This is a genomic window from Streptomyces sp. NPDC019937, assembly GCF_040631655.1.
Classification (GTDB): domain Bacteria; phylum Actinomycetota; class Actinomycetes; order Streptomycetales; family Streptomycetaceae; genus Streptomyces.
This window is the reverse complement of record NZ_JBEYAL010000003.1, coordinates 299,829-321,533: the sequence shown is the minus strand read 5'-3', so window position 1 is coordinate 321,533 and position 21,705 is coordinate 299,829. Positions and strand designations below refer to the sequence as shown.

General features: G+C 72.2%; 20 protein-coding genes. 11 read left to right on the top strand and 9 right to left on the bottom strand.

The window, feature by feature from the left end; all coding sequences use genetic code 11:
* Positions 1-91: 91 nt before the first annotated feature.
* The gene (nac, locus tag ABZ562_RS04755; protein ID WP_361474010.1) at positions 92-994 is read right to left on the bottom strand and encodes a nitrogen assimilation transcriptional regulator NAC; all 903 of its coding nucleotides are present in this window, start codon (positions 992-994) and stop codon (positions 92-94) included.
* 214 nt (positions 995-1,208) lie between these two features.
* Between nac and ABZ562_RS04750 the strand changes: the two genes are divergently transcribed.
* The 8 genes from ABZ562_RS04750 (at position 1,209) to ABZ562_RS04715 (ending at position 9,319) form a co-directional block, all read left to right on the top strand.
* Positions 1,209-2,012, top strand: coding sequence for a 5-oxoprolinase subunit PxpA (locus ABZ562_RS04750; RefSeq protein WP_361474007.1), 804 nt, complete (start codon positions 1,209-1,211; stop codon positions 2,010-2,012).
* Between the two features lies 1 nt (position 2,013).
* Positions 2,014-2,727, top strand: a complete 714-nt coding sequence (locus ABZ562_RS04745; RefSeq protein WP_361474004.1) for a carboxyltransferase domain-containing protein — start codon at positions 2,014-2,016, stop codon at positions 2,725-2,727.
* Positions 2,720-3,745, top strand: a complete 1,026-nt coding sequence (locus ABZ562_RS04740) for a biotin-dependent carboxyltransferase family protein (protein WP_361474002.1) — start codon at positions 2,720-2,722, stop codon at positions 3,743-3,745. Before ABZ562_RS04745 ends, ABZ562_RS04740 begins: the two co-directional genes overlap by 8 nt.
* A gap of 129 nt (positions 3,746-3,874) precedes the next feature.
* Positions 3,875-5,194, top strand: a complete 1,320-nt coding sequence (locus tag ABZ562_RS04735; RefSeq protein ID WP_361473999.1) for an MFS transporter — start codon at positions 3,875-3,877, stop codon at positions 5,192-5,194.
* A gap of 39 nt (positions 5,195-5,233) precedes the next feature.
* The gene (locus tag ABZ562_RS04730; RefSeq protein WP_361473996.1) at positions 5,234-5,977 is read left to right on the top strand and encodes an SDR family oxidoreductase; all 744 of its coding nucleotides are present in this window, start codon (positions 5,234-5,236) and stop codon (positions 5,975-5,977) included.
* 1 nt (position 5,978) lies between these two features.
* A complete protein-coding gene (locus tag ABZ562_RS04725; RefSeq protein ID WP_361473993.1) occupies positions 5,979-7,178 on the top strand; it encodes an aspartate transaminase in 1,200 nt (399 codons plus the stop codon).
* Positions 7,179-7,187: 9 nt separating this feature from the next.
* Positions 7,188-7,859 (top strand): 4-carboxy-4-hydroxy-2-oxoadipate aldolase/oxaloacetate decarboxylase, encoded by a 672-nt coding sequence (locus tag ABZ562_RS04720; protein ID WP_361473990.1) that lies wholly within the window; start codon positions 7,188-7,190, stop codon positions 7,857-7,859.
* 191 nt (positions 7,860-8,050) lie between these two features.
* Entirely contained in the window at positions 8,051-9,319 is a 1,269-nt protein-coding gene (locus ABZ562_RS04715; RefSeq protein WP_361473987.1) for a hypothetical protein, read from the top strand.
* 13 nt (positions 9,320-9,332) lie between these two features.
* Here ABZ562_RS04715 and ABZ562_RS04710 read toward each other — a convergent pair whose 3' ends face one another.
* Positions 9,333-9,572: a hypothetical protein gene (locus ABZ562_RS04710; protein WP_361473984.1), complete on the bottom strand. Its 240-nt coding sequence runs from the start codon at positions 9,570-9,572 to the stop codon at positions 9,333-9,335.
* 192 nt (positions 9,573-9,764) lie between these two features.
* Here ABZ562_RS04710 and ABZ562_RS04705 point away from each other — a divergent pair, with 192 nt between their 5' ends.
* Complete coding sequence (locus ABZ562_RS04705; RefSeq protein ID WP_361473981.1) at positions 9,765-11,009, top strand: cytochrome P450; 1,245 nt, start codon at positions 9,765-9,767, stop codon at positions 11,007-11,009.
* Positions 11,010-11,014: 5 nt separating this feature from the next.
* Here the strand turns inward: ABZ562_RS04705 and ABZ562_RS04700 are convergent, their stop codons facing one another.
* Positions 11,015-14,128: a BTAD domain-containing putative transcriptional regulator gene (locus tag ABZ562_RS04700; RefSeq protein ID WP_361473979.1), complete on the bottom strand. Its 3,114-nt coding sequence runs from the start codon at positions 14,126-14,128 to the stop codon at positions 11,015-11,017.
* A 254-nt stretch (positions 14,129-14,382) separates the two neighbouring features.
* Between ABZ562_RS04700 and ABZ562_RS04695 the strand changes: the two genes are divergently transcribed.
* Positions 14,383-14,598, top strand: coding sequence for a hypothetical protein (locus tag ABZ562_RS04695; RefSeq protein ID WP_361473976.1), 216 nt, complete (start codon positions 14,383-14,385; stop codon positions 14,596-14,598).
* A 28-nt stretch (positions 14,599-14,626) separates the two neighbouring features.
* On the opposite strand, the gene ABZ562_RS04690 is transcribed toward ABZ562_RS04695, so the two are convergent.
* Positions 14,627-15,241: a dihydrofolate reductase family protein gene (locus ABZ562_RS04690; RefSeq protein WP_361473973.1), complete on the bottom strand. Its 615-nt coding sequence runs from the start codon at positions 15,239-15,241 to the stop codon at positions 14,627-14,629.
* 172 nt (positions 15,242-15,413) lie between these two features.
* Here ABZ562_RS04690 and ABZ562_RS04685 point away from each other — a divergent pair, with 172 nt between their 5' ends.
* On the top strand, positions 15,414-16,511 hold the full coding sequence (locus tag ABZ562_RS04685) for a magnesium and cobalt transport protein CorA (protein WP_361473970.1): 1,098 nt from the start codon (positions 15,414-15,416) through the stop codon (positions 16,509-16,511).
* 17 nt (positions 16,512-16,528) lie between these two features.
* On the opposite strand, the gene ABZ562_RS04680 is transcribed toward ABZ562_RS04685, so the two are convergent.
* The 5 genes from ABZ562_RS04680 to ABZ562_RS04660 form a co-directional block, all read right to left on the bottom strand.
* A complete protein-coding gene (locus ABZ562_RS04680) occupies positions 16,529-17,512 on the bottom strand; it encodes a cyclase family protein (RefSeq protein ID WP_361473967.1) in 984 nt (327 codons plus the stop codon).
* Between the two features lie 28 nt (positions 17,513-17,540).
* Positions 17,541-18,290, bottom strand: a complete 750-nt coding sequence (locus ABZ562_RS04675) for an IclR family transcriptional regulator (protein WP_361473964.1) — start codon at positions 18,288-18,290, stop codon at positions 17,541-17,543.
* A gap of 136 nt (positions 18,291-18,426) precedes the next feature.
* A complete protein-coding gene (locus ABZ562_RS04670) occupies positions 18,427-18,708 on the bottom strand; it encodes a hypothetical protein (RefSeq protein WP_361473961.1) in 282 nt (93 codons plus the stop codon).
* A 26-nt stretch (positions 18,709-18,734) separates the two neighbouring features.
* A complete protein-coding gene (locus tag ABZ562_RS04665) occupies positions 18,735-20,072 on the bottom strand; it encodes a TRAP transporter large permease subunit (RefSeq protein ID WP_361473959.1) in 1,338 nt (445 codons plus the stop codon).
* Positions 20,069-21,547 carry a DUF1932 domain-containing protein gene (locus tag ABZ562_RS04660; protein ID WP_361473957.1) on the bottom strand — a complete coding sequence of 493 codons (1,479 nt, stop codon included), beginning with the start codon at positions 21,545-21,547 and terminating at the stop codon, positions 20,069-20,071. Before ABZ562_RS04660 ends, ABZ562_RS04665 begins: the two co-directional genes overlap by 4 nt.
* Positions 21,548-21,705 lie beyond the last annotated feature (158 nt).

The window sequence follows — 21,705 nt, the reverse complement described above, 5'->3', positions numbered from 1 at the left end:
CCGCCCGCTGGGCATCAGTCAGTGACAACGGCGGAATCTTCGGACCCGGACGACTCATACCGAACCAACGACAAACCTCCGACTCAGGTCACTAGCCGAAATCGGCGATCAGCTCATGGAAGAGATCGTGCACGGCGTGGGCGGGCTCCGACAGCGGCTGGTGGTCGGACGTACACAGGGACAGCTTGACCGGGATGGCCGGGTTCACGATCCGGCGCACCACCAGGTTCTGGACGTCGAGGATCGCGCGCGCCGCCGACCACGGCAGCACGGTCGCGCCCAGGTCCGCGCCGACCGCGCTGACCAGCGTCAGGACGGACTCGATCTCGCCGATGACGCGCGGCCGCAGTGAGGCGTGCTGGAACGCGGCGTCCACGACCTGGCGGATGGTGTGGATCCGGCTGGGCAGCAGCAGCGGCACGTCCGCCAGCTCCTCCAGCGGCACGTCCGCGCCCCCGCCCGGCTCCACCGTCCGGCCCGGCGCCGCGATCAGGAACAGGTCCTCGGTGCGCAGCGGCTCGAACTGCACGCCCCGCAGCGGGCCCGCCCCGTAGATGAACGCCATGTCCATCCGGCCGGTCATGATCGCCTCGCTGATCACCCCGCCGAAGTTCTCGTTGATGTGCAGCAGGATGTCGGGGTAGCGCTCGCGCACGCTGGTCAGCAGCGGCAGCGCGAGCGCCGCGCCCATGCTGTACGGGGCCAGGCCCACCGAGACGCTGCCCGCGGGCGCCCGCCCGGACACGTCGACCGCGGCCTGCGCCAACTCGACCTGGCGCAGGATGAGCTGGGCGTGCCGGTACAGCGCCCGGCCCGCCTCGGTCGGCGCCACTCCGCGCTTGCTGCGGATCAGCAGCTGCTGTTTGAACTGGGTCTCCAGCATGGAGAGCTGCTGACTGAGGGCGGGCTGCGCGATGTGCAGGATGTCGGCCGCGCGCGTGATGCTCCCGGCGTCGACGATCTTCACGAACGAGTACAGACGCCTGGTGTCCATGCGCGGTCCTCCAGCCTCGGCGGGCCCTCATGGTAGGCGCCGCACCGGCCACGGCCGACGACGCGTGTGGCCCAGGTCATAACCAGAGGCGATCGCGTCACACACAACGCATATTTGCCGCCATCTCTCGTACGGATTACGTTCACCGAAACGCGAATTTCCCCCCTCGCAAAGAAGCGACGAAGCCGCTTTCTTCTTTTTCTCGGAGGACGTCATGAAGCATGCCGTCGATCTCGTGGCCGACCTCGGCGAGGGATTCGGCGCCTACGCGATGGGCGACGACGAGGCGCTGCTCGACGTGCTGACATCGGCCAATATCGCGTGTGGATTCCACGCGGGCGATCCGAGAATCATGGACGCGACCGTCCGCCGCTGCGCCGAAATCGGTGTCGCGGTGGGCGCGCACCACAGTTTTCCCGATCTCGTCGGATTCGGCCGCCGCGCGATGGATCTGACCCCGGACGAGGTCCGCACCGACACGCTGTACCAGCTGGGCGCGCTGCACGCCTTCGCGACCGCGCACGGCACCGGCGTACGGCACATCGCGCCGCACGGCCGCCTGGGCAACCTGGTCGCGACCCGCCCCGACTACGCGGAGGCGGTCGCCGGGGCCGTGGCGTCCTTCGACCGGTCCCTGATCGTCCTCGCCCAGGACGGCGAGCTGGCCGACGCCGCCCGCGCGCTGGGCCTGCGGGTCGGCATCGTCGGCATCGCCGACCGGGCGTACCGCGACGACGGCACGCTGGTGCCCCGCAGCGAGCCCGGAGCGGTCCTCCACGACGCGGGGGAGATCGCCGAACGGACGGTCCGCATGGTCACCGAGGGGGTGATCCGCACCGTCGGCGGCCGCGACCTCCCCGTCGCCTGCGACACCGTCCTGCTGCACGGCGACACCCCCGGCGCCATCGCGCTCGCCCACCGCGTCCGCGGCGACCTGCTCACCGCCGGGGTGCGGATCGCGCCGCTCACCGAGGTCCTGGACCTTAAGGCCGGCGCCACGGCCGTCGGGAGCGCCTGACATGGCGGGCGAGGTCACCATCGCGGACTGCGGCGACTCGGCCGTCGTGGTGAAGGCCGCGGGGATGGCGCCGGACCGGGCCTGGCGGACCGTCCACGCCCTGGCCGACGCGGTCGAGGCCGCCCGGCCCGGCGGGGTGTACGGCATCGTGCCCACGTACGACACGCTGCTCGTCGAGTTCGACTGCGCCACCACCGACCACACCACCCTCCGGCGGCTGCTGCGGTACGAGAGCGGCAGGCTCGCCGAGGACCCGCGCCCCGGGCCCGCGCCCCGCCGCTTCGTCGTGCCGGTGGTGTACGGGGGCGAGTACGGCCCCGACCTGCCCGTCGTCGCCGGGCAGCTGGGGCTGACCGAGGACGAGGTGGTCGAGCTGCACTCGCGCGCCCCCCTCACCGTCCGCTGCTTCGGCGCCCCGGCCGCCGCCCCGATGATGGACGGCCCGGCGTTCCCGCGCCCGGTGCCCCGGCTCGCCTCGCCACGTACCAGCGTCGTACCCGGGTCGGTCGCGGTGGCCGGACGGCAGGCCGTCATCTCCCCGATGCCGTCCCCCGGCGGCTGGCCGCTGCTGGGCCGCACCCCGCTGCGGGTGCTGGACCTCGACGCCCGGCCGCTGACCCCGTACCGGCCCGGGGACACCTTCCAGTTCGTACCGATCGCCTCCGAGCAGTGGGACGAGCACGCGGGCGCACCGCTGGCGGCGTGCCATGACTGACACCCTCACCGCGACCGGCACCCTCACCGTCCACCGGGCGGGCCTGACGACCGTGCAGGACCTCGGCCGGTTCGGCCACTCCCGCTACGGCCTGCCGGTCAACGGCGCCCTCGACCAGCACTCCGCCCGCGTCGCCAACGTGCTGGCCGGGAACGACGAGGGCGCGCCGCTGCTGGAGATCACCGCCCTGGACTTCGGCTGCACCCCGTCCACCGACATCCTCGTCGCGGTCACCGGCGCGCCCGCCGACGTCACCGTGGGCGGGGTGCCCCGCCCGCAGTGGGAGCCGCTGCCGGTCCGGGCGGGTGAGACCATCGCCATCAGCGGCATCCGGCTGGGGCTGCGCGTCTACCTGGCCGTCTTCGGCTCGGTGGACACCCCGTCCCTCCTCGGCTCGTGCGCCCCCGACACGATCCTCGGCTTCGGACCCACGCTGCGCGACGGCGACCGGCTGGCCCTGCGGACCTCCTGCCCGCCGGTCCACCACCCGGTGTTCGGCATCCCGCTGTTCCGGGTGCACGCCCCGGTGGCGCGCTTCACCGAGTCCTGGACGATCGACGTGACCGACGGGCCCGACCTCGCCGAGTTCGGCGACACCGCCGAGCGGCTGTTCCGCTCGCCGTTCACCGTGACCCCGCGCAGCAACCACATCGGGCTGCGGATGAGCGGCGACGTACCCCGGCGGGTGGCGACCGGCGAGGTGCTGTCCCGTGGGGTGCCGGTCGGCGCGGTCGAGGTGCCCGCGGGCGACGAACTGCTCGTCCTGCACCGCGGCCGCGGCGTCACCGCCGGATATCCGGTGCTCGCGGTGGTCACCGCGACCGGTCTGTGCGCGCTCGGGCAGGCCCGGCCCGGCCAGACCGTCCGCTTCCGGCACCGGACGGTGGACGAGGCGGTGGCCGCGTACCGGTCCCGGCACCACGCCGTCCGCGCCCTGGCCGCCCGCGTCCGCACCGTCTTCGACGAGCTGGGCATTCCCGACCCCTCGGCCACCCGGCCCGTCCCGTCCCCCGTGTGAATTCCCGCCGCCATTCCACCCCTGCATTCCCTCCCTGTATTCCACCCCTCCCCTTTCGCATTCCGTCCCCCTCCCCACGGTGAGTGATCCGCCCCCATCTGCCTGACCCCGCTGCAGAAAAGAGACATCATGACCGCCGTCGCCGCCGCCCAGCCGGCACCCAACGTCGTCGATCCGAGAACCGCTCGGAAAGTGACCCTCGCCGGATGCGTCGGAATCTTCGCCGAGCTGTACGACAACGGCATCTTCGGTTTCATGGCGGGCACTCTGGGCGCCGTCTTCTTCCCCGACGCGTCCAACGCGGTGCAGGTGCAGCTCGTCTTCCTCGGCTACGCCGTCTCGTTCTTCTTCCGCCCCCTCGGCGGGATCATCTGCGGTCACCTCGGCGACCGCATCGGACGCCAGCGCATGCTCGTCTTCGTGATCATGTTGATCAGCGTCGCGACCGCGGCGATCGGCGTGCTCCCGACGTACGCGAGCATCGGCATAGCCGCCCCCGTCCTCCTCATCCTGCTCCGCGTGCTCCAGGGCTTCTCGGTCGGCGGCGAGGCATCGGGCGCGATGAGCTTCCTCGCCGAGCACGCCCCCGAGGGCAAGCGCGGTCTCTACACCAGCTACGCCCAGATCGCCTCGTTCCTCTCACTGCTCACCGGCACGCTGATCGCCGCCGGAATGACCAGCGGCCTCGGCACGGACGCCATGGAGTCGTGGGGCTGGCGGATCCCGTTCCTGCTCGCCGTCCCGCTGGGGATCGCGGGGCTGTACATCCGCAAGCGCATCAGCGACACGCCGAACTTCAACCGGCTGAAGGAAGCGGGCGGACTGGCGAAGAACCCGCTCAAGGAGGCGTTCACCTCCTCCGAGCACCGCCGCGCGATGCTGCTCGCCCTGTTCATCCCGCTGATGAACGGCTCCGGCTACTACGTGCTGTTCAGCTACATGCCCACGTTCATGAGCACCGAGCTGCACTTCAGCAAGGTGCAGGGGCTGCTCGTCACCTCGACCAGCCTGGTGGCCATCTCCCTTGCCATTCCGTACATGGGCGCCCTGTCCGACCGGATCGGGCGGAAGAAGGTCCTGTCGGGTGCCGCGATCGCCATGGCCGCGCTGGGCGTTCCCTGTTACCTGCTCATCGGGACCGGCAACGTGGGGCTGGCGATTCTCGGCGCGTGCGTCATGGCCGTCATCTTCGCGGGCCACACCGGCGTCATCCACATCCTGCTCGTCGAACTCTTCCCGACCCGGGTCCGCTATTCCGCCTACGGCCTCGGCTACAACATCTCCTCGGCGCTCTTCGGTGGCACCGCGCCGCTGCTGATGACCTATCTCATCGACCGCACCGGCAACACCAACATGCCCGCCTTCTACGCGGTCGTCACCGCCCTCGGCACGCTCATCGCCGTATCCCGGGTCTCGGACCGGGCCCATATGCCGCTGCGCGACGCGTAATTCCGTAAATACCTGCCCCCACAGAGGAGCGAAGTTCCGATGCCCTTTTCCGACTACAAGACCGCACTGGTGACCGGTGCCTCCACCGGAATCGGCGCGGTGGTCGTCGAGCGGCTGGCCAAGCAGGGCCTGGAAGTCCACGCCATCGCCCGCGACGCCGCCCGGTTGGACGACCTCGCCCGGCGCACCGGCTGCGTCCCGCACGCCGTCGACATCACCGACACCGCCGCGCTCACCGAGGAACTGCGGGGCCTCCAGGTCGACATCCTCGTCAACAACGCCGGGGTGTCCCGCACCGGAAACATCCTCACCGCCGACGAATTCGCCATCGACGAGCAGATCGCCGTCAACATCCAGGCCGTGCTGCACCTGGTGCGGCTCGTCATGCCGGGCATGGTGGAACGCGACCTCGGCCACATCGTCAACATCAGCTCCATCGCCGCCGTCTACAACTTCGGCGGAAACACCATCTACCACGCCACCAAATCGGCCGTGCACACCCTCTCCCGCCAGCTGCGGGTGGACGGATACGGGCGCCGGATCCGGGTCACCGAAATCTGCCCCGGGCGGGTCGAGACGGAAATCTTCGGACGGCTGCTCGGCGACATGGAAGAGGCGCAGCGCCGGTATTACGACGGCTACGAATCGCTCAAGCCGGAGGACATCGCCGACGCCATCGAATTCGCCATCTCCTCGCCGCGCCACGTCAACATCGGCCACATGGAGATCCTGCCCACCTTCCAGGTGCCGGGCGGGCTCAACTTCGAGCGGAGGGCCGACTGAGATGAGCACCGCACAGCGCGTCGGCCGCATCAAACCCTCGCCCAGCACCGCGGCCGCCCAGCGGGTCCGCGAACTGAAGGCCCAGGGCCGGGACATCCTCGACCTCACCGTCGGCGAACCCGACTTCGACACCCCCGGCCATGTGAAGGACGCCGCCATCGAGGCGATCCGGCAGGGCGCCACCAAATACACCCCGGTCAACGGCACCCCGCAGCTGCGGGCCGCCATCGCCGACCGGCTGCGGCGGCGCCACGGGCTGGACTACCCCGGCGACCGGATCGCGGTCGGCGGCGGCGGGAAGCAGATCATCTTCCTCGCCCTGATGGCCACCCTGGACGCGGGGGACGAGGTCGTCATCCCGGCCCCGTACTGGGTGTCGTACCCGGACATGGTGCTGGCCAACGACGGCACCCCGGTCATCGTCCCCTGCCCCGAGGCCGACGGCTTCAAGCTGACCCCCGGACGGCTGGCCTCCGCCCTCACCGACCGCACCCGCTGGGTCGTCCTCAACTCCCCGGGCAACCCGACCGGCGCCGTCTACACGGCCGACGAGCTGCGCGCCCTCGCCCAGGTGCTGCTCGCCCACCCGCACGTCCACGTGCTCACCGACGAGATCTACGACGAGATCTTCTACGGCACGGGCCGGGTCCACAGCCTCGCCGCCGTCGAACCGCGTCTCGCCGACCGTGTCTTCTGCACCAACGGCGTCTCCAAGACGTACGCGATGACCGGCTGGCGCATCGGCTACGGCGCGGGCAACGCCGAGCTGATCGGGGCCATCAACACCCTCCAGTCCCAGATCTCCTCCTGCCCCTCCTCCATCAGCCAGGCCGCCGCCACCGCCGCGCTCAGCGGCGACCAGGGCTTCGTCCACGACACCGTCACCGTCTACCGGGCGCGCCGGGACACCGTCGTCAAGCTGATCAACGACATCCCCGGAATGTCCTGCACCCCGCCGGACGGAGGCTTCTACGCCTTCGTCAACTGCACCGGCCTCCTCGGCACCCGCACCCCCTCCGGCCAGGAGATCCGCGGCGACGAGGACGTCGCCGCCCATCTGCTGGAGTCGCGGTCGGTCGCGGTGATCCACGGCGCCGCGTACGGCTCGCCGGGCTACTTCCGCATCTCCTTCGCCACCTCGAACGACGTCCTCACCGCGGCCTGTGAGGCCATGGCCCGCGCCCGCGCAGAACTCTCCTGAGGGGATCACATGATCCGCGTCAACACCGCCTTCGACCGCCCCGATCCGGACCTGGTGAAGCAGCTGAGCGCCTACTCGGCCGCCACCATCCACGAGGCCCAGGGCCGCCTCGGCGCCCTGGACTCGACCATCAAGCCGGTCGACCCCGCGATGTCCCTGTGCGGCCCCGCCTTCACCGTGCGCTGCGCACCCCGCGACAACATCATGCTCCAGGTCGCCATCGCCCACGCCCGCCCCGGCGACGTCATCACCGTCTCCGCCGGCGCATACGCCGAGGCGGGCTCCTTCGGCGACGTCCTGGCCAACGCCTGCGTGGCCAAGGGCCTGGGCGGCCTGGTCACCGACACCGGCGTCCGCGACACCCGCGAACTGCGCGAACTCGGCTTCCCCGTCTTCTCCTACAGCGTCTGCATGAAGGGCACGGTCAAGGAAACCGTCGGCCCCATGGCCGAGCCCGTCCTGATCGCCGGCGAGATCATCCGCCCGGGCGACGTGGTCCGCGCCGACGCCGACGGCGTCGTCGTGGTCCGCCACGAGGACCTGGCGGACGTCATCGCCAAGTGCCAGGAGCGTGTCGAGGCCGAGGACGCCTTCATCGCCGCCTACCGCTCCGGCAAGAGCGTCATGGAGGTCTGCGGCCTCGAACCGGTCCTGAAGGCGAAGGGGCTGGTGATCGACTAGCGGGGCCGCCGCGCTCGGACCGTACGGGCGTGATCGGTGCGCCGCAAATCGGATTCGGCCATTCCGGCGCCTGCCACCCGGGTGGATCCCGGCGGGCCGCTGGCGTGGTGCGGGCCGGGGCGGGCGGTGGGTTCCTAATGTCGGGGTCACGGCAATGGGCCGACCGTCCAGAAACCACAGGTGGGTGTGGAATGAGCCGCTTCCCCGTACGGCACCGACTGACCGCGCTGGCAGGAATCCTGACGCTGTGTGCGGCCGGACTCGTCTCCGGTCTCGCCTCGGCGGCCGCCGCCACGGCCGCGCCGTCCGCTGCGCGCGTCGCGCAGCTGTACGTGTCGGACTACACCGACAACACGGTGCTGAAGGTCGCCACCGACGGCAGCGGCCAGAGCACCGTCCCCACCACCGGCCTCACCCGCCCCACCGGTCTCGCCCTGGACGACGACAGCAACCTTTACATCTCCGACACCGGCAACAACCGGGTGGTGACGGTCCCAGCGGACGGCAGCGGTCAGGCCACGGTCCCCGCCACCGGCCTCTCCCGCCCGATCGGGCTGGCCCTCGGAAAGGCCGATGAAGGCGACGGCGGGGTCGAAGGCGATGAAGGCGACGACGAACTGTTCATCGCCGACAGCTTCAACAACCGCGAGGTGAGGCTCCCCCTGGACGGCGGTCCGCAGACCACCGTGCCCGCCACCGGCCTGCTCCACCCGGATGGCCTCGCGTTCGACGCCCGACGCGACCTCTACATCGCCGACTTCGTCAACGACCGCGTCGTCGTGGTGCCCGCGGACGGCGGGCCGCAGCGCACCGTGCCCACGGCGGGGCTGTCCGAGCCCACCGGGCTCGCCTTCGACCGGGCCGGGAACCTGTACGTCGCCGACTCGGGCAACGACCGCGTGGTGAAGCTGCCCCGGGGCGGCGGCCCGCAGACGACCGTCCCCGCCACCGGCCTGAACACCCCGCAGGGGCTGGCGGTCGACGCGTACGGCGACCTCTTCATCGCCGACTTCGGCAACGACCGGGTGGTGGAGATCCCCGCGGACGGCAGCGGTCAGACCACCGTGCCCATCGCCGGGCTGAGCAGCCCGGTCGGGCTGGCCATCCCGCCGTCGCACCCCGAGGCCACCCGTCTCAAGGCGAGCGTGGCCACCGTGGAACGGCACACCTCGCCCGCGTCCCTGCGGGTCAAGGGGCTGTCCGCCACCCTGACCACCGCCGACGGCGCACCGCTGCCCGGGGAGAGGGTGACGTTCACCGACTCCACCGGAGCCCACAAGCTGTGCGCCGTGATCACGAACACCCGGGGCAGGGCGCGGTGCGACGCCACCCTCCGCACCGGATCACGCGCCCGCTACGACGACCTGCGCCAGCTCGGCTACCGCGCCACGTACATGGGCACCGCCCCGTACCGGCCCAGCTCGGCCGCCGGCCACCTACGGGCCGCGCGCCGGTCCTGACCTCTTCGTCAGGTCACCCCGCGCAGCCCGTCACCCGGCCGATCCACGTCATGAAGTCGCCCGCGTCCTGGTTGGCGTCATGCCCGGCGTCCCAGTACATCAGCGCGTTGACGTCGTCGCCCAGGTTCTCCAGACCGGCGGCCAGGTTGCCGACGACGGTGAGCGAGGTGTCGCTGTCCTTGGTGCCGACGCGGATCCACCAGTGCCTCGCCCGCCCGGGGTTCCGCTGCTTGATGAAGAACATGGGGTTCATCAGGTCGAGCTTCCGGGCCCCGACGTGGGTGAGGAAGCCGGCCCATGCGTATGAATCGTCCGCAATATCGTCAACAATTTCGGTGGCATTCATGGCGAACGCACAGCCTGCGCGAGCGCCGAGCCGGGGCCGAAGCCAGGCCGAAGCCGGACTGAAGCCAGGCTGAAGCCGGCCTCCCGCACGCTTCGGGGCATGACCGAGAACGCCGTTCACCTCACGCCCGAGCAGGTCGAGAACCCCGTACGCGGCTACGCCGGCCTCCGCACCCGCGACGAACTCCCGCACGTCGTCCTCCCCGGCCTCACGACCCCCGTCCGGCTCGTCACCCGGTACGCCGACGTCAAGGCCGCCCTCACCGAGCCGCGGCTGATCCGCGACCGCGGCCGGGCCCCGGGCGGCGCCGAAGCGGCCGACGCGCAGGACGAGTTGCTGGCGGCGGCCTCCGCCGGACTCCCCGCCGAGTATGTGACGTACTTCGCCGGACACCTCGCCCTCTTCGACGGCGAGGAGCACGCCCGCCGCCGCGCCCCGCTCACCCGCGCGTTCACCGCCCGCCGCATCGCGGCGCTGCGCGCCTTCGTGGAACGGACCGCGGACGGCCTGGCCGCCGAGGCCGCCAGGAACGGCGGTACGGACCTGCTGGGCGCCTTCGCCTACCCCCTGGCCACCCAGGTCATCTGCGAGCTGATCGGCGTCGACGCGGGCGACCGCGACCAGGTGTGCTCCTGGATGCGGGACTTCGCCTTCGGCGACGGCAGCCGGGCCGGTGAGGCGCTCGTCGCGCTCGTCGAGTACGCCAAGGAGCTGATCGCCCGCCGCCGGGCCGAGCCCACCGAGGACCTGATCTCCACCCTCCTCCAGGGGGCTCGCGACGACGAGGACCCGCTCACCGAGGACGAACTGATCGGCATCGTCTTCCTGTTGATCAACACCGGGATCACCCCGCCCGCGCTCTTCCTGGCCCACGCCGCCCTCGCCCTGCTCGACCACCCCGAGCAGGCCGCCCGGCTGCACGCCGACCCCGGCCTGCTTCCGCGCGCCGTCCCCGAACTCCTCCGGTACGTCTCCATCGTCCGGATCGGCGCCACCCTCTACGCCACCGAGGACTTCGACTTCGCGGGCACCGCGCTGCGCGGGGGCGAGGCGGTGACGGTCGCGCTGCTCGCCGCCGACCACGACCCGGAGGAGTTCGGCGACGGCGCGGAAGCCCTCGACGTGGGACGGGAGTTCGGGCGCGGGGACGGACACCTCGCCTTCGGGCACGGGGCCCACTACTGCATCGGCGCCGCGCTCGGCCGCCTCGTCACGGGCGTCGTCCTCGACCGGCTCTTCGTCCGCCGCGACGGCCTGCGGCTCGCCGTGGACCGCGAGGCGCTGAAGTTCGGCCACTGGCCGGGCGACGGCTTCCACCTGCTGCGGCTGCCCGTCCGGCTGTGACCCCGTCAGGCGCGGAGCTTCAGCAACGCGACCGCCGCGGCGGGGAGTTCGTCCCGCGACAGGGCGGCGTACGACGACACCGCGTCCTCGTACGCCGCCCCGTCGGCGTCCTGGGCCGCGCGCCGCGAACGGGCCGACGCCGTCGTCGGCTGGAAGCTCCGCAGACACCGGAACCGCTCGGCCAGCGCGATCAGCCGCACCCCCGTCCCGGCCCGCCCCGCCGCGAGGTCGACGTACCCCAGAGCCAGCAGCATCACCCCGCACACCGGAACGTCCACCACCCTGCCCCGGTCCAGCAGCCCCACGAGCCGGCCCGCCAGGGCCCCGGCGGCCTCCGCCACCAGATCGGGACGGCCGTGCTGCGCGTGTGCGGCCACCGACACCGCCTGGAGCTCCAACGCCCATGGCTCCAGCAGCAGATCGCCGGCATCCTCCAGCGTGCGCACGGCCCGCCGCCACAGCGCCAGGCCCCGCTCCGTCTCACCCCGCGCGAGCGCGGTCTCCGCGCGCGCCCCCAGATCGGGCGTGAGCAGGTCCACTGCCTCCTCCGGCCGGTGCAGCACCGCCTGTTCCAGCCAGCGCTCGGCCGCGTCGAGGTCGCCGGTCTGGAGGTGGGCCAGCACCATGCCCCAGCGCAGGCCCACCATGTCCTTCCAGTCGCCGAGTTCGTCCATGACCCGCATGGCCTCCGCCATGTGCACCAGCGCTTCCGCGCCCCGCTCGGCGTGCAGGCACAGCTCGCTCAGCCGCGAATGCCCCATGACCGCCGACCACGGCACGTGCCGCCCCTCGAACGCGGCGAGCATCCGCCGGGTGGCGGCCATGGCCCGCTCCGGCTCGTCCTCGCTCTCCCACAGATAGCCCGCCATCCCCTCCGCGACCCCCGCCACCAGCGGTTCGTCGCTCGCGCACAGCCGCTCCAGAGCCGTACGGTCCGGCCCCAGCAGCTCCGGCATCCGGCCGAGCACCGTGGCCAGCGCGCCGATCAGTGTCGAGGGCGCGGCCGGGGGCAGCCGGCGCAGTACGGCGAGGAAGCGCGGCGCGCCCGTGCCCGCGCCGAGGAACGCGTTGACCGTCACCAGGGCCGCGAGCGTACGGACCGGCTCGACGCCATCGGGCTCCGGCCGGTGGCGCGACAGCGCCGGGCCGGTGTCCTCGGCCAGCGCGAACAGCCGCGTGTAGCGGGACTCGGTGGCCCACAGCGCGCCCAGCGCGGCCGCGGTCGCCACGACGGTCGGCATGTCGTGCGCGTCCAGCGCGATCCGCAGGGCCCGCACCAGGTTGTCCTGCTCCGCCCGTATCCGCTGCCAGGCGGCCACGGCGTCCGGGCCGAAGGGCGCGTCGTGGTACGTCGTACCGAAGTCCCGGGCCCAGGCGAGGAAACGCGCTGTGACCTGCTCGTCCTCGCCCGCCGCCGTCCGGTGTGCCGCGCTGAACTCCCGTACGGTCTCCAGCATCCGGAACCGGGCGCCGGACGGGGTGTCCGTCACCTTCAGCAGCGACTGCCCGACCAGATCCTCCAGCAGCTCCAGCGCGTCCCCCTGGACCAGCCGCTCCGCCGCCTCCGCCGTGAATCCCGCGGGGAACACGGACAGCGCCCGCAGAGCCGCCTGTCCGTCCGGCGCGAGCAGGTTCCAGCTCCAGTCGACCACCGCGTGCAGGGTGCGATGCCGCCGCGGCGCGTCCCGCGCCCCGCCCCGCAGCAGCGCGAACCGGTCCTCCAGCCGCCGGGCGATCTCCCCCACCGACAGCACCCGCACCCGGGCCGCGGCCAGCTCCACGGCGAGCGGCAGCCCGTCGAGGCGGCGGCAGAGCCCGGCGACGGTCCCGGCGGGCAGTTCGGCGTCCGGCCGCGCCGCCCGAGCCCGCTGCTCGAACAGCTCGACCGTCGTCGTCGCGTCCAACTCCGGCAGCGGATAGACCGATTCGGAGGTGATCCCGAGCGGCGTACGACTCGTGGTGAGCACCCGCACGTCCCGGGTCGCCGCCACCAGCCCCCGCACCAGCTCGGCGACCCCGCCCACCACCTGCTCGCAGTTGTCCAGCACCAGCAGCACGGGCCCCGGCCCCAGCGCCCCGACGAGCCCGCCCAGCACCTCCGCCGAGGGCGCGCCCCCGCCACCCGACGGCCGCCACACGTCCCCGCCCTCCACCGCCGAGGCGACCTCGGCCGCCACGTCCTCGTCCCTCGTCACGCCCGCCAGCGGCACCAGGTGCACCACCCGCTGCTCGGCCGCCCGCGCCACCGCGGCCGCCAGCCGGGTCTTGCCGAGACCACCGGGACCCACGATCGACGTGACCCGCGACGAGCGCAGCGAACCGGCCACGGCCGCGATGTCCCCGTCCCGGCCGAGCAGGGCGTTCGGCTCGTGCGGCACCCCGCGCCGCACCACCGGCGCCTCGCCCCGTAACAACTCCTCGTGCAGGGCCCGCAGACCCGGGCCCGGGTCGGTGCCCAACTCGTCGCGCAGCCGCCGCCGGTAGCGCTCGTACGTCGCCAGGGCCGCGGCCGTGCCCGCGGTCGCCGCCTCGCACCGCACCAGCTCCAGCCACAGTTCCTCGTCCCTCGGGAACTCCCGCACCAGCTCCGCCAACGGCCCGGCCGCCGCGTCCCGGGCCCCGGTCCGGGCCAGGCCCAGCGCCCGCCCCCGTACCAGCGCCCGGTGCGTCGCCGCCCGCTCGGCGCGCAGTGCCGCCACCGGATCGCCGAGCACCGCTTCCGCGTCCCCGCCCCCGTCCCACAGGGCCAGCCCGTCCTCCGCCTCGGCGAGGGACCCCGCGTGATCCCCGGCCCGCGCCTTCTCCGCGCACGCGGCGGCGTGCAGCAGGACGGCCGAGGCGTCCACCCGCTCCTCGCCGAGCCCCAGCCGATACCCACGGGGCGTGCTGACCACCACGTCGGCCCCGAGCAGCGACCGCAGCCGGGAGACCAGGATCTGCACCGCCTTGACGGGGTTCGACGGCTGCTCGTCCGGCCACAGCCCGTCGACCAGCCGCCCGGTGCCGCACCCGGTGCGCGGGTCGGAGGCGAGCAGCGCCAGCAGCGCCCGCAGCCGCGGGGCGGTGATCTCCTCGCCGCGGAAGGACACCGTGGACAGGACGGTCAGCTCGATGGTCACCGGGGCAGATTAGCGAGCGGCGGCGGCGCGGACGTCTCGTCCGTCCGGTCGATCGTGGCGGGGAAGGGCTCCGGCCGGCCCTGTCCGTCCGGTCGGTCGCCTGCCCCAGCGGTTAGCGTGCGATCCGGCCGTCAGATGCCCCGGAACGGAGCGCCCCATGACCACGTCGTCCTCGCCCCGGAACGGAATCCGGGCCTCCCTCCTTCTGCTGGTGGCGCTGGCCATGGCCGTCATCGCCGGAGGCTTGAAGCGATGTGTTCGGCCCCGGCGTGAAGGGCTTCTTCTACCGCTGCGAGCGGGTCGCCTGGGACACCAACACGTACTGGTTCACCATCAGCTCCGCCGACCGGGCCCAGATCGACGAGCTGTGCGACCCGGACACCGACTACCCGATCGTCTACGACGCGCAGCACGACACCTACTGGCTGGACGAGCCCTTCACCTGCACGAAGTGGGCCGCCCCCGCGTGAACGGCGAGCGCGGCCCAAGAACGCCTGACTACGCCTCGTCCTGGGGCAGATGAGCCTTGGCGTCGTCGTACGTGGCGTCGCCGGGCGACTCGGCCGGGGCGTAGACCAGATGCAGCACCCCGGTGCGGAACGTCGTGGACGAGAGCAGCCTTAGCGGCATCGTGGCCTCGCCCTCCTCGAACAGCCGCATGCCCTTGCACAGGGCGATCGGGTGCACCAGCAAGTGCAACTCGTCCAGCAGCCCCTGCGCCAGCAGCTCCCGGACGACCGAGACCGAGCCGCTCATCGCGATGTCCCCGCCCGGTTCTCTCTTCAAGGCGGCGACGCCGTCGACCAGCCCGCCCTCCAGCCGCTCTGAGTTCCGCCAGGTGAACGACAGGTCCTGGCCGGACACGACGACCTTGCGGGCATCGCCGAGCTTCTTCGCGAAACCGGCGTCCTCACCCCCGGCCGCCTCCCGCTCCGGCCACGCCCCGGCGAAGCCGTCGTAGGTCTTGCGGCCCAGAAGCAGGGTGTCGGCCCTGCCGAGGGTCGTGTCGACGGCGGCGCCCATCTCGTCGTTGAAGTAGGGGAAGTGCCACTGGTCGGGCGCCTCCACGACCCCGTCGAGCGAGATGAACAGGCTGGCGATGATCTTCCGCATGATGCCCTCCACGCGAGTGCGGTGAACTCTTCCTCCTCTCAGACGGCCACCGCCGCGAAAACTCATCGGCCGCGCCCCGGGCGATTCGGAGCCGGGTCGTACGCTGTGGACGCAGCCGGCGCCGTCCCCTGACGGGGGAGGGCCCGGCCGTAGCTCAGCCGAAGGAGTTCCCATGTCGATGGTCGGCAACCTCCGGAAAGTGGCGCGCCTGGCCCGTCGGCGCCGCCGCGTCGATCTCAACCACCCCGCCCGCTCGCCGCTCGGCACGTCGGTGGTGAACTGCGTGGCGTACGTCGACGGGAAGCGGCAGCCCGGCGACTGCCCGGTGGAGGAGGCGATCGAGCGGGTGCGCCGCGCCGGACGCGGCTTCGTGTGGATCGGGCTGCACGAACCCGCGGAGCCGGAGCTGGCCGGGATCGCCGAGCTGTTCGCGCTCCACCCGCTGGCCGTCGAGGACGCCGTCCACGCTCATCAGCGGCCAAAACTGGAGACGTACGACGACACGCTGTTCACCGTCTTCAAGACGGTCCGGTACGTCGAACACGACGAGCTGTCCACGACGAGCGAGGTCGTGGACACCGGCGAGGTCATGGTCTTCACCGGGCCCGATTTCGTCGTCACCGTACGGCACGGCCGCCACGGCTCGCTCGGCCCGCTGCGCGAGGAGCTGGAGGCCGACCCGGACCAGCTGGCCAAGGGCCCCTCCGCGGTGCTGCACGCCATCGCCGACCACGTGGTCGAGGACTACCTCGCGGTCGCCGACGCGGTGCAGGACGACCTCGACCAGGTCGAGGCCGAGGTCTTCGCCCCCGAGCCCGCGTACCGAACCGACCCCGGTGGCCGGATCTACCAGCTCAAGCGCGAGCTGCTGGAGCTGAAGCGCGCCGTGGCGCCCCTGGGCCGTCCGATGGAACGGCTCTCCACCCAGCGCCTCTCCGCGGTCGACCTCGACATACAGACGTATTTCCGCGACGTCGCCGACCACCTGGCCCGGGTCACCGAACAGATCGCCGCCTTCGACGACCTGCTGAACTCCATACTCCAGGCCCACCTCGCCCAGGTGACCGTCGCCCAGAACGAGGACATGCGCAAGATCACCGCCTGGGCGGCGATCATCGCGGTGCCCACCATGGTGTGCGGCGTCTACGGCATGAACTTCGACCACATGCCGGAGCTGCGCTGGCGATTCGGCTACCCGCTGATCATCGCCGTCATCGCCGCCGCCTGTTTCGCGATGCACCGGGGCTTCCGCCGCAACGGCTGGCTCTGACCGCCGCCCCGCCGCGGTCACCGGAGGGCGGTGGCGTTGGCGGGGGATCCGACACCGCCGGTGAGATTCAGGGGCTTGACGGTCAGGAGGCTGGTCCAGCGGTTCGTGGCCCGGCAGTCGGCGGCGAGTCCGTCCAGGTTCCACAGCTCGCCCAGGGGCAGGCCGAGTTTGGCGATCAGTTCCTGGTGCATCATGCCGCCGTCCTCGGGCGCGCTGTCGTGGAAGTCGCTCCCGGGCACCACGGGGAGGACTTCGACGGCGAAGGTGTCCGTGGCCAGCAGCGCGATGCGGTGGTCCCAGCACCAGGCGGCGACGTCCCGGGACTGGACGAACCCGGTGGCGCGCCGATCGGCGCGGACCGCGGCCCGTTCGCCCGGGTCGGCGGTGAGGTACCAGTGGGCCCAGCCGGTGTGGACGAGCACCAGATCACCGGGTTCGACGCGGCAGCGCTGTGCGTCGAGGGCCGCGTCGAGCAGTTCGGGGCCGAGGGCGGGGCCGGTCGCGTGGTCGAGCGGCGTGCCGCGGTCGCGGAGGAGTCCGTCGATGTCGATGAGGAGCGCGCGTCCGGCCAGCGGGGTCTCGGCCCACACCTGCACCCCGAGGCGGGGGCTTCGTGGCGCGATCTCATCGTCGGGTACGGCGTTGTAGAAGCCGTGCCCGGACGCGCGGCGGTGGCGCAGACCGTCGATCTGGGTGCTCGCCTGGAGGAAGAACTCCTCCAGCACGTCGTCGCGGGCCTGGTCGTGTTTGGCGGTGATGCGGTGGCGGGGGATGCCGCGGGCCCGGGACATGGGCGGGTCGAAGGCGTCGAGGGCGTAGTCCAGGTTGAAGGCGCGGCCGTCGCGGACCTCGTGTGCCGCCCGCCGGACCTGCTCGGGGCCCGCGAAGTTGGCCATGCCGCGTTCGGGCTGGTCGGCGAAGAGGTACCAGCTGGAGCCGGACGGGGCGTCGGTGCGCCGCAGCAACTCGTCGTAGGTGGAGTGAGGCAGGGGATCGGACAAGGGGGAGGCGCTTTCTGTTCAGGGGCCTTCAAGGACAGCGGGCGGCGATGGCGCCGGCCGCCCGGCGTACTTCGGTGATGACCCGCGGGTGGTCGGCGGCCGGCAGGTCGCTGCTGGGACCGGCGACGCTGAGCGCTCCGAGGACCTGGTCACCGCGGTGGATGGCGGCGCTGAAGGCGGTGACGTCGAGGACGCGTTCGCTGAGGGAGACGGCGTAACCGTTCTCCTTGACGCACCGCAGCTCGCCGCGCAGGTCGTCGGCGCTGACGCGTTCGCCGGAGATCCGGGTGAAGGGGGCGACGCTGTCGGCGTAGGCGTCGAGTTCCTCCTCGGGCAGCCAGGCGGCCAGGGATTTCCCGGCGCCCAGGTGCAGGGGGAGCTTCTCGCCGATGGGCAGTTGGTAACGGAGCGGATTGAGGCCCTCGACGCGGGCGATCAGCACCCGGGAGAGGCCGACGCGTACGTACAGGGTGGACGTCATACCGGTGGTCGCGGCCAGCTCCTGCAGGACGGGCAGGGCGACCTGGCTGAGCCGGTTGTTGACCAGGAAGGCGTGGGCGGTGGCCACGGAGGCCGGGCCCGCGACATAGCCGGGCTCTTCCTTGACGGCGTAACCGCGGTCGATGAGGACGTTCAGGATGCGCTGCGCGGTGGCCACGTGGAGCTCGGAGCGGCGCGCGATCTCGCTCAGCCGCAGCGGGTGACGGGCGTCCTCCAGCACGGACAGCACGTCGAAGGCTCGGTCGACCGAGCGCATCGGGGAGGCGGGGGTGGCCATGGGTCGGCTCCTGGGTGGTCTGCTCGGCTGCGGAATTTCCTGATAAGTGTTATCAGCATGCGAGCAGCGGCGTGGTGCGCACAAGATCCACCCGGAGCGGTACGCCGTCTTCAGCCGTCAGCGGTCTTCAGCCGTCTTATTCGGGCCGCGACGCGACCTCGGCGGGCCGCGCTTCCGGTGCGGCCTCCGCGACCGGTTCCGGGTCGCCGGGAGCGGCGTACGACAGGACGTAGGCGAGCAGGCCGGTGACACCGGCGGTGATGAAGGTCGGGGGCCCGGCGGCGGTGGCGACATCGTTGACCCAGGCGGCGTCGCCGAGCACCAGTCCCAGCGCCTGGCCCAGGACGATGCACAGACCGCCGAGCAGGAAGCCGAGGACACCGAGGCGGAAGAGGATTTTGATCACGTGGAGGGGCATGGCAGGACCTCGTACGGAAGAGCGGATCAGACGGGCAGTACGCCGGTGGCCACCGCGGCGCCGATCAGCAGGATGGGCAGGCAGTAGTAGCCGACGAGGGGGGCGAAGGTGCGGGCCGGATTGACTCCGGCGATGCCGCTCGCCACGTAGATCGGCGCTCCGGACGGCGGCGAGGCGCCCTCGGTGGAGGCGAAGATCAGGACCGCGACGCACGCGGTGGCGGCCGGCACCCCGGCCTCGGCCAGGGACGAGACGGCGACGGGGCCGATGGCGGCCATGGTGGCACTCGCGGTGAGCGGGATGGCCACGGCGACGACGATCACCCCCACGATCAGGGTCATGGCCCACTTCGGTGCGTGCAGCTGCGTCAGCACGTCGGTGAGTTGCTGGGGCAGGCCCAGCTCACCGAGGACGTTCGAGGCGGAGAAGGCGGCCACGATCGTGACGCCGATGACCCCGAACTGCGGCGCCGCCCCCTCCAGCAGGCGCCACCACCCCCGTCCGGCGCGGGGCAGATGGCGGCGGCCCAGGAACAGCACGATCGCGATGAGCAGGACCGGTATCCAGGTGATCAGGCTGATCGCGTCGGACATCACGACACCGACGTAACGGCCCAGCTCACCGCCGGTTGGTCCGCGGGTCAGCAGCAGGGGAACGACCATCCCGGCGAACAGGAACAGGCTGGTCCACCCCGCGCCCAGGCTGACCCGGAGCGGCAGCAGATCGGCGCGTTCCATGGGCTGGATCTTGTGGCGGCGGATCATCCAGAACGCCGCCAGCAGGCGGTAGCCCAGGCACCACAGCCCGCCCATGAACAGCGGCAGCACGATGTCGTCCTTGGAGACCAGCGCCGCCACCCCGGCCGACCCCATCAGGATGAACATGGTGGAGCTGAACGGGAAGGTGACCCCCATGCCCGCCCCACCGGCGGCGACGGTGGCGGCGAGTTCACCGCTGACCTTGGAGCGCTTCATCCACGGAATGGTCACCGAGCCGACGGCGGCGGTGACCGCCGCGCCGACGTGGGCGATGGCGCCGAAGATGCCCGCGGCGACGGTCGAGGTGTACACCGGCCCGCCCCGCAGCCGCCCGAGGAGCGAGTTGAGGATGTTCAGCAACTGGTCCAGGACCGGCGTACGGCTCAGCAGGTAGCTCATGAACACGAAGGCGAGCGCGGCGAACGTGACCTCCTCCCGCATCGCCTCGGCGAACCCCTGCCACATGACGTGGCCGATGTCGCCGCCCGCGAACAGGCCGGTCACCACGAAGCCGACGAGGAGGGCTTCGCCGATGTTCCTCTTCAGGACGGCGTTCCAGACGATGATGGCCGTCATGTAGCAGACCAGCGCCCATATCGCGATCATGCTGCTTCTCCTGCCGGTGTGCCCGCGGCCGTTCCGCCTGAGGCCGTTCCGCCTGAGGCCGTTCTGCCCGCGGCCGTTCCAGCCTGCCCGGACCCGCCGGCCCGTCCAGCCCCTCCGCTTCGGATGCTGCTGCGGCGCCGGGCCTCGTCGGCCTCGATCTCACGCGCCGCGACCAGTGTCGGCTCCGCCTCCTCGGCGGGCACGACGGCGACCCCGTCGCCATCCGCGACGACCAGATCACCCGGCCCGCACACCGCGCCCCCGACGGCGACGGCGACGTTCACCCTGCCGGGGCCGTCCTTGTACGGCCCGGCAGGCGTGACCGCGCGCGCCCAGACCGGGAAGCCGATCTCCTCCAGGACCTCCACGTCGCGGGCGGCGCCGTCGAGCACCATGCCGACCACGCCACGGGCCCGGGCGCGTTCGGCGATCAGCTCACCGATCAGGGCACGGGAGGTGTCACCCTGCCCGTCGACCACGATCAGATCACCGGGCCCGGCGACCCGCAACGCTTCGTGCAGGGCCCGGTTGTCCCCGGCCCGCGTCAGCACCGTCACCGCCCGGCCCACCGCGCGGGCACCGGCCCACAGCGGGCTGATGCCGGAGTCGACCAGCCCCAGCCGGTCACGCGCGTCGCCGATGTTGGCGGTGGGCAGCCCCTCGTAGGCCGCCAGCAGCTCCTCGGTCACCAGCGGTGCGGCGCGCAGCCCGCCCGGCCGGGCGGCCAGGGCGTGCAGCCTGCTGATGCCGTCGGCCAACGCCGCGTCCAGGCCGAGTTCCGCCATCAGCCCGGCCGCGGCGGCCACCTCACCTGCCCGCCGCCGCCCATGCTTGAACGTTCCCGCATACAGCCGTTCCAACGTGGCCTCGCCGTCGGCCAGCTCCCGCACGATCTGCTCGCGCACCCAACGTTCGTCCCCGGCGGCACGGCCCGCTTCCACCGTCTGCACGATGACCGCGCCCAGCCCCTTCATGAACAGGCTCCGCAGCAGCTTCCGCGCCGACGCCGCCCCGGGCTCCGCGCCCAGGTCCTCCACCGGCGCCCCCAGCGCCCCGAAGTGCTCCGCCACCGCCGAGGCCCCCCGCCCACTGGCCACCAGCGCCGTACGGTGCCGGAACGTGGGCACCGAACCGATCACCGACACATCCGCGAAGACCGCCCGCCCACCCTCGCTGACGATGCCGTCGATCGTCCGCTTGAGCTCCGGCGCCCCGGCGTTCATGTCCGCGAAGACGACGCCGTCCCGCAGATGGGGCACGGCCTCCGCCGCCACCCCCACCGCCGCCGCGGCCCCCGTCAGCCCCAGCACGAGATCGGCCCCGGTAACCGCCTCCGCCACACTCCCCGCCCGCCGAACACCATCCGGCGTCGGCACGTCGCCGGGGTCATACCCCACAACCGACCAGCCACTTTCCGCGAACCCAGCGGCGTACAACGCCCCGGCCTCGCCCAGCCCAAGGATCCCTACACGCATCGACACCCTCGCTCTTCTCATAGTGTGATAGCTTTTCTCACATGAGGTGGGGAGGATGGTGCCCACGCGAGAACCCCACGTCAAGGGGTGAGAACCCACGGATTGCCCCCGAGGCGGCCGCCCCGCGCTGCGGAACATCTGGCAGGCTCAGCGCCGAG